Origin of the sequence: Pseudanabaena sp. 'Roaring Creek' (assembly GCF_001402795.1) — a bacterium.
Lineage (GTDB): Bacteria > Cyanobacteriota > Cyanobacteriia > Pseudanabaenales > Pseudanabaenaceae > Pseudanabaena.
Map to the genome: position 1 here is coordinate 1 of NZ_LIRE01000335.1, position 5,256 is coordinate 5,256.

The 5,256-nt window shown below is 44.0% G+C and carries 6 protein-coding genes; 4 read left to right on the forward strand and 2 right to left on the reverse strand.

Going from position 1 to position 5,256, the window contains the following annotated elements:
* The first annotated feature begins 348 nt into the window (after positions 1–348).
* Together AC805_RS11350 and AC805_RS11355 are read left to right on the forward strand one after the other, a co-directional pair.
* Positions 349–1,440 carry a cell wall metabolism sensor histidine kinase WalK gene (locus AC805_RS11350; RefSeq protein ID WP_055075545.1) on the forward strand — a complete coding sequence of 364 codons (1,092 nt, stop codon included), beginning with the start codon at positions 349–351 and terminating at the stop codon, positions 1,438–1,440.
* Positions 1,437–2,003, forward strand: coding sequence for a hypothetical protein (locus AC805_RS11355; protein WP_055075546.1), 567 nt, complete (start codon positions 1,437–1,439; stop codon positions 2,001–2,003). The genes AC805_RS11350 and AC805_RS11355 overlap by 4 nt, the downstream gene beginning before the upstream one ends.
* A 57-nt stretch (positions 2,004–2,060) precedes the next feature.
* On the opposite strand, the gene AC805_RS11360 is transcribed toward AC805_RS11355, so the two are convergent.
* Positions 2,061–2,336 carry a hypothetical protein gene (locus tag AC805_RS11360; protein WP_156341388.1) on the reverse strand — a complete coding sequence of 92 codons (276 nt, stop codon included), beginning with the start codon at positions 2,334–2,336 and terminating at the stop codon, positions 2,061–2,063.
* Between the two features lie 46 nt (positions 2,337–2,382).
* Between AC805_RS11360 and AC805_RS11365 the strand changes: the two genes are divergently transcribed.
* Positions 2,383–2,589 (forward strand): hypothetical protein, encoded by a 207-nt coding sequence (locus AC805_RS11365; protein ID WP_055075548.1) that lies wholly within the window; start codon positions 2,383–2,385, stop codon positions 2,587–2,589.
* Positions 2,590–3,062: 473 nt separating this feature from the next.
* Positions 3,063–3,713, forward strand: coding sequence for a uracil phosphoribosyltransferase (gene upp / locus AC805_RS11370; protein ID WP_055075549.1), 651 nt, complete (start codon positions 3,063–3,065; stop codon positions 3,711–3,713).
* A 423-nt stretch (positions 3,714–4,136) separates the two neighbouring features.
* Here upp and trpD read toward each other — a convergent pair whose 3' ends face one another.
* Complete coding sequence (gene trpD, locus AC805_RS11380; protein WP_055075551.1) at positions 4,137–5,183, reverse strand: anthranilate phosphoribosyltransferase; 1,047 nt, start codon at positions 5,181–5,183, stop codon at positions 4,137–4,139.
* Between the last annotated feature and the right edge of the window lie 73 nt (positions 5,184–5,256).

Genomic DNA, 5,256 nt, shown 5'->3' on the forward strand with positions numbered 1-5,256 from the left:
TGCTTCAAACCATCTAAAACCCTTCTAGGGATTGAAACACGATCTTTGGAAATCCTAGGACGCAGGTTCCTGTGCTTCAAGCCATCTAAAACCCTTCTAGGGATTGAAACAGGTGTAAGGACTTTGAAGCTGCGAAAGATAGGCGCTTCAAGCCATCTAAAACCCTTCTAGGGATTCCTATTTTGACATTTCACCTACTTCCCCTGATGAGCGAACCCTTGACATTTAATAGGCAAAATTATTTTCTTTTGTTGGCAACAGCCATAATTTCTATCATCAGGATGACTGCATTGACAGCGGTTTCATGACAACATCTATATAGCTACCCTGTTTTGTTTGAGCGTTTGAATGAAATCTCCTGACCGTTTACTAATTGTCGATGATGTTCCAGACAATCTATTTCTCGTTCGCACAATTCTTGAAGAAGAAGGATATAAAATCGTCACATCATCAAATGGTCACGATGCTCTAAAAATTATTGGGGCAGAGCCACCCGACTTGATTTTATTAGACGTGATGATGCCTCTGATGGACGGGTACGAAGTGACTCGTCGGATCAGAGCGATGAAAGACTTGCCTTTCATTCCAATTTTATTAATCACCGCCTACGATCGCGCAAATGCTGTCAAGGGTTTAGATCTTGGCGCAGACGAATTTATTCGCAAACCAATCGAAGCAAATGAGCTATTGGCAAGGGTACGATCGCTATTGCGGTTAAAGCATAGTATTGCCGAGCGCGATCGCATCGATCGCCAAAGACAGGATTTTGTCTCACGACTGACCCACGATCTGCGAACCCCTCTAGTAGCAGCGGATCGCATGTTAGGACTTTTACAGGATGGGGTATTAGGAGAAATTTCGCCTGAAATCCACGAAGCCTTAACCATCATGGGACGAAGCAACCATAATTTACTGGAAATGGTAAATAAACTGCTAGATGTTTACCGCTATGAATCAGGCAGCAAAACGATTAGTTTCCAGTCCTTAAATCTAAAGGAATTGCTCGAACAAGTCGTACAGGAACTAAAGCCGATCGCTATTTCTAAAAATCTTGAACTTAGTACGGATCTGACTAATCTTTGTGATGTTGCTGAGATTAAGGGTGATCGCTTAGAGTTACTACGTGTATTTAATAATTTAATTGGTAATGCCCTGAAATTTACTGAATCTGGTAGTGTACATGTTAGCCTAAAGGCAGATGCGTCCGAGGCTGTTATCGCCATTGCCGATACAGGTACGGGAATTCCTTTAGAAGAACAACCGTTTTTATTTCATAGATTTCGCCAAGGCAGCCACCAAAAACAGGGTAGCGGTCTGGGATTGTATTTATCCCATTACATTATTAATGCCCATAACGGTCGGATCTTAGTAAAGTCACCCAACCTAGACTCCCAGCAAGGTTCTACTTTCTTCGTGTATCTTCCTACAATTGCCCTATGAGTAATCACCAACTTCAATATGATACGCTCCTCAGTCACTACAGTAATCCCCTTGAGGCGATCTCCCTTCTACGCGAATATCGTCCCTATTTCGAGTTGATTCCCAGCTTGCGTCGTCCCACCGACAGCCTGATTTCGATCCCTTTTCCTGTCGTGCAACTTACGAGCCCTAACCTGACTCACAGCCACGGACAGCTACAATGCGATCTTGCCTTAATTATGTGCGATCCTGACTGGAAAGTAAAAACTGGTCAAGAGATTTTTGTGTTTATCCATCGTCCCAATGAGGACTATGCATCTCTGTTAAAACGTTGGCGACAAGTGGAAGTTACGCTTGGAGAAGAATACTATTGGCTACTGCCTTGGAAACATCGGAGTATCATTAGCGATCGCGGTGAATATCATTATCCCCTTTTTGTCACCCTCGACTATTCACCAGCTCGGATTACTAAGGGTTTAGAAGGTGCATCGTTACCCCACGTATGCGCCCCTTCCTCTGCGCTCGATATACCTCCCGACATAGAAGAGAGTCATGAAAATCGCATCTGCGATCCCACTCAATAAATAGAACTAAAGAAGTTTTGTGCGAAACAAGATACTTCTTTAGTTCTATTATTCGTCTTACTTAAGATTGATAGTTGGAGTTTTGCAAAGATTAATCTCTTCTAGATCGGTGCTCTTACCGTCAGCATACTCCGCTCTAACTTCAAATAAACAACCTGCCTCGGCTCCCTTATAGTCTGAACGCTTCCATTCAAAATCAGCTTTTTCGCGATCGGGAATTGCTGCTTCAAGCTCATTTTGTCCCCAATGGATGTTGGTGGGAGGAGACATATAAATTGCCTTCAAGACTTTACCGCTGTTATTAACAACGGAGACGCGCACAGTATCAGGCACCTTTTCAGTCGCAGGAGCCGTAGGTGATGCGGATGCGGCGGGAGATGTGGATGCAGAAGGTGACGCAGATGCAGCGGGTGATGCGGGCTTAGCAGATGCCGATGGTGATGCGGATGCAGATGTAGAAGGCAACGCAGATGCCGATGGTTTAGCCGATGCCGATGCAGTTGCACTAGGAGTGGTGGCAGGTGGAGTTGCTGGGGTACAGGAACTAGCAACAAAGGAAATGCTAGCAGCGATCGCTAACTTATAGAGCAGTGATTTTTTCATAAAGATTGAATGAATCCTTAAACAGATGTTTTTTTAGCCTTAGCAAAGACTTAGCAATTATAGATTAAAACTTAGAGCCTAGGAGTTAGGATATGTACAAACTTGATTTTTAGCCATAGAGATAAATTAGCTGAGCGAAGTCAAAGCTCTATTTTTCTTGTATAGCCCCAATAGGGAGTTACGGTGTGAAGCGCCGTAACTCCCTATTGGGTTTGATGTCCTGCCTTAAGTGAATATAGCTATAAATGATTTACAGCTATTTTCGATCAAAAGAACCGCAAGAAACTTTTTGAAAGTGTTGCTTCGCAACACTTTCAAAAAGTTTCTTGGTTTGAATTTAAGTGCAAAGCGCTGTAGGAATGCTATAGAGACAATTATTAACACCCAAAGCAATGTAAAATTTCCTATGAACGGACAGCTTTTAGCTTCCCAATATTAAAACTCTATAGTAAATTCATGTCTTCTCAATTGCGCGTATATGTTCCCCCCCATCCCATGATTCGTCACTGGCTTACCATAGCGCGGGAGAAACATACACCAGTCCCTTTATTTCGCACAGCGATGGCTGAAATGGGTAAATGGCTTACCTATGAGGCAATACGTGAATTTTTACCTGTGCAAGAAGTAACTATCGAAACTCCATTGGGAACTACCGCAGGGCAATTGATTGATAGTACAGTTCCTCTAGCTTTTGTCCCAATCTTACGAGCAGGATTATCCATGCTTGAGGGTTGTCAAACTCTCTTGCCAACAGCAAATATCTATCATCTCGGCTTAGTGCGTAATGAGGAAACCCTCGAAGCTAGCTGCTATCTCAATCGTTTGCCAGAGAGGTTTGCCCCCCAAACCCGTATCTTTATCGTTGAACCAATGATGGCGACAGGTGGGTCGATTATCAGCACCCTAAAATTAATTACAGAAAGAGGAGCAGATGCTTCTTTAATTCGGATCATTAATGCACTTTGCGCCCCACCTGCTCTGCAATTGATCAATCAACATTTCCCTGCGGTGCAGATCTATTCGGGCTGTATTGATGAAGTTGTCAACGAGCAAGGATGGATTGTCCCTGGATTGGGTGATGCAGGCGATCGCTCTTTTGGAACTTAAACTTACCCCAAAGATGAGTGGCGGTGCGAAGCACCGCCACTCATCTTTGGATTTACAGCAATTATCGATCAAACGAACCCCAAGTAAATCCTTGAAAGCGTTACTAAGCAACGCTTTCAAGGATTTACTTGGTTTGGGTTTGAGCGCAAAGCGCTGTAACCAACTCAAGCATTGATAAAGAACCGTACTTTTTATAAAAAAGAACTTATAGCTGTCGCCACTCGCGCTAGGAAAAAATCAAACCCCAAGAAGAGAAGGTTGGCGCAAAGTGCCAAACTTCTCTTCTTGGGGTTTATATACCAAAGCCAAAGAGCATAACGCTCGCGTAGCGGGCGGTATGCTCTTCTAGGTTTTAAGTTTACTTATGCCTAAAAGCCTCAAACAAGGGCATAAAGAAGGAGGCAACAGATATTGCCTCCTTCTTTATTTGAGGAAATTAATTAATGCTTCTGCTTTTGACCATCCAGCCCCAGCTTTGATAATCTCTGAGGCAAGGTTGACCCCCTCCGCCCATGTACTCGCTAAACCAGCAATCCTGATGGCTAAACCACTATTAAGGGCAACACAATCGGTCTGGGCTTGAGTGCCTTTTCCTTGAAGCACTGCACGCAAAATATCAGCGTTTTCCTGCACGTTTCCACCCTTAAGACTCTCAATTGGTGCATGGGTTAATCCTAATTCTTGAGGAGAGATCGCCTCTTCTGTGACTTGATCGTTGCTGAGAAATGAGATATCAGTCAAATCGCCCAAACCTGCTTCATCCATACCTTCTCGACTATGTAAAACTACTGCCTGCTGAAGATTGAGCAATCGTAATGCTTCGGCAACGGTATGGGTAAGATTGCGATCGTAAACACCTAGAACCTGCGCTGTGGGGTACAGAGGATTAACAAGGGGACCAATCAAGTTAAAGATAGTACGGATTCCTAAGTTCTTGCGAATTGTGCCGACCGCTTTCATCGCTGGATGCCAACTGGGCGCAAATAGGAAAGTAATCCCTACCGCAGGTAAAGCTTCATAAATCCTGTCTGTGTGTGTCGCTAGATGAAGACCGATCGCTTCTAGGACATCTGCCGATCCCGAACGACTAGAAACCGCACGGTTACCATGCTTGGCGACGGGGACACCTGCTGCTGCTACCACAAAAGCCACGGAGGTGGAAATATTAAAAGTCGCAGCACCATCGCCACCAGTACCACATGTATCAATCAAAGGTTTAGAGCGATCTACTATTGTGCTTAACTGCTGATTAAACTTTTGTCCCTCACTCTGGGATTGCAATACCATCGCCATTGCTGCTAATTCAGAAGCTTCAATTCCTTTACATTGCAAAGCCGTCAAAATCGCCCCCGATAGTTCGGGAGCGATCGCCCCTTCTAACCAACCTTGCATTAAAGTTGTAGCCTGTTCGCTGGCTAGGGATTGTCCATCAATAAGTTGCTTTAGCAGTTGAGACCAATTTTGCTCCATGATTCCCTTAATTAATGCAGTGTACTATGCTTAGGTAAGTAGCTAAGATAAGTAAAATTAAAACCTAGAAGAG